Genomic DNA, 2,366 nt, shown 5'->3' with positions numbered 1-2,366 from the left:
GGAGGGGTTTTGATGATGAATTCGAAAGACTTGTCAGCATAAACAGTAATTACAACTGGTAATACTTTACCGGGCTTATCTTGGGTACGAGCGTTAAATTGCTTGCAAAACTCCATAATGTTCACCCCTTTAGCACCCAATGCAGGTCCTACTGGTGGTGATGGATTTGCAGCTCCACCTTTGATTTGTAATTTAACAAGCGCACTGACTTCTTTTGCCATTTTCTGTTTTGTTAATTGTAATACTCAATGTTAAATATTGGAAGCATGTAACATTTAAGGTCTTATTATTCTTTTTCAACTTGCATATAGTTAAGCTCCAGAGGACTTTTCCGTCCAAAGATTTTAACCATTACCTTAAGTTTCTTTTTCTCTTCGTTCACTTCTTCGATAACACCTGTGAAACCATTAAATGGTCCATCCATTACCTTAACGTTCTCTCCAACATAGTAAGAAACATTCATGGTTTCACCTTGCTGGCTCATCTCATCAACTTTCCCTAAAATACGATTAACCTCTGCTTGACGCATAGGTACTGGATTACCGCCTTTATCCCCTAAAAATCCGATAACACTGTTAACGCCTTTTATGATGTGTTCTAACTCACCGTCTAATGCGGCTTCAATTAAAACATAACCCGGGTAGAAGTTACGTTCTTTGGCAATTTTCTTACCATCTTTCATCTGGTAGTACTTCTCCATAGGGATCAATACCTGTGGAACAAGATGTGAGAAACCTAAACGACTAATTTCAGAATCGATATACTGTTTAACTTTCTTCTCTTTCCCGCTAACAGCCCTAACTACATACCACTTTAACTGATCGCTCATTTAGCTATTTATATATTAATTAGAAAGTGACTTATAAAAAGTATCCAAAATAAAAGTTGACCCCTTATCCATTGCAAAGATAACCAACGCAATGATAAATGAAGCTACTAGAACCAACACTGCCGAATTTAATAAATCCGCCCATGCAGGCCAGGTAACCTTTTGGGTCATTTCTTCATATGATTCTTTAAAAAATTGAACTACCTTAGCCATATTTTAGTTTTTGCACGGGAACAAGGATTCGAACCCTGATCAAAGGTTTTGGAGACCTCTATTCTACCGTTGAACTATTCCCGTGTATATTATTAAAAAGACTTAGTACTTAGGTGTTCGGCACATATTAACCGTACCTAAGTACTAAGCTTTCTTATATTTTGTACAAATGTACGAAATATTATTTTAAAATTTCAGTTACCTGACCAGCACCTACTGTTCTACCACCTTCACGGATAGCGAAACGTAGACCTTTTTCCATTGCAATAGCGTTAATCAATTTAACTGTGATTGTTACGTTATCACCTGGCATAACCATTTCAGTTCCTTCAGCTAGTGAAATCTCACCAGTAACGTCTGTGGTACGGAAATAGAATTGTGGACGGTATTTATTAAAGAATGGTGTGTGACGACCACCTTCTGCTTTTGACAATACATAGATCTCAGCTTTGAAATCTGTGTGAGGAGTTACAGTACCTGGTTTACAGATAACCATACCACGACGGATATCAGTTTTCTCAATACCACGTAATAATAATCCTACGTTATCTCCTGCTTCACCATAATCAAGGATCTTACGGAACATCTCAACACCTGTTACAGTTGATTTAAGATTTTCTGCACCCATACCCAAGATCTCTACTGGATCTCCTGAGTTGATTACACCACGCTCAATACGACCAGTTGCTACAGTACCACGACCAGTGATCGAGAATACATCTTCAACAGGCATTAAGAATGGAAGGTCAGTTAAACGTGGAGGAATTGGAATGTAGCTATCTACAGCATCCATTAATTCCATGATTTTTCCAACCCATTTCGGATCACCGTTCAAGCCACCTAAGGCAGAACCTTGGATAACTGGAATGTCATCACCTGGGAATTCATAGAAAGATAATAACTCACGAATTTCCATCTCTACTAATTCAAGCAATTCTGGATCATCAACCATATCCACTTTGTTCATGAATACAACCAATGAAGGAACACCTACCTGACGAGCCAATAGAATGTGCTCACGAGTTTGTGGCATCGGACCATCTGTAGCAGCTACAACGATGATAGCTCCATCCATTTGCGCAGCACCAGTAACCATGTTCTTCACATAATCCGCGTGACCTGGACAGTCAACGTGAGCATAGTGACGGTTAGCAGTTGAATACTCAACGTGTGATGTATTAATGGTGATACCTCTTTCTTTTTCCTCAGGAGCTGAGTCAATCGAATCAAATGAACGCGCCTCAGATAAACCTGCATCAGATAACACTTTAGTGATAGCTGCTGTTAAGGTTGTTTTACCGTGGTCAACGTGACCGATTGTGCC

At 39.2% G+C, this 2,366-nt stretch carries 3 protein-coding genes, 1 tRNA gene and 1 pseudogene; all 5 read right to left on the bottom strand.

Going from position 1 to position 2,366, the window contains the following annotated elements; all coding sequences use genetic code 11:
* A pseudogene (locus ACR2F7_RS10690) lies at nucleotides 1-221 on the bottom strand (50S ribosomal protein L11); the annotation flags it as partial.
* Between the two features lie 65 nt (nucleotides 222-286).
* On the bottom strand, nucleotides 287-829 hold the full coding sequence (gene nusG, locus ACR2F7_RS10685; RefSeq protein WP_432713554.1) for a transcription termination/antitermination protein NusG: 543 nt from the start codon (nucleotides 827-829) through the stop codon (nucleotides 287-289).
* A 15-nt stretch (nucleotides 830-844) separates the two neighbouring features.
* Entirely contained in the window at nucleotides 845-1,042 is a 198-nt protein-coding gene (secE, locus tag ACR2F7_RS10680) for a preprotein translocase subunit SecE (protein ID WP_432713553.1), read from the bottom strand.
* A 13-nt stretch (nucleotides 1,043-1,055) separates the two neighbouring features.
* A tRNA-Trp gene (locus tag ACR2F7_RS10675) sits at nucleotides 1,056-1,126 on the bottom strand.
* A 97-nt stretch (nucleotides 1,127-1,223) separates the two neighbouring features.
* On the bottom strand, nucleotides 1,224-2,366 hold a 1,143-nt coding region (tuf, locus tag ACR2F7_RS10670; RefSeq protein WP_432713552.1), incomplete at its 5' end, for an elongation factor Tu.

Origin of the sequence: Pedobacter sp. (assembly GCF_045628745.1) — a bacterium.
GTDB lineage: Bacteria > Bacteroidota > Bacteroidia > Sphingobacteriales > Sphingobacteriaceae > Pedobacter.
This window is presented reverse-complemented; position numbering and strand designations above follow the sequence as displayed.

Excerpts from the sequence above, each read along its gene's own strand:
- nusG (WP_432713554.1), bottom strand. The coding sequence starts at position 829 with ATGAGCGATCAGTTAAAGTGGTATGTAGTTAGGGCTGTTAGCGGGAAA.
- secE (WP_432713553.1), bottom strand. The coding sequence starts at position 1,042 with ATGGCTAAGGTAGTTCAATTTTTTAAAGAATCATATGAAGAAATGACC.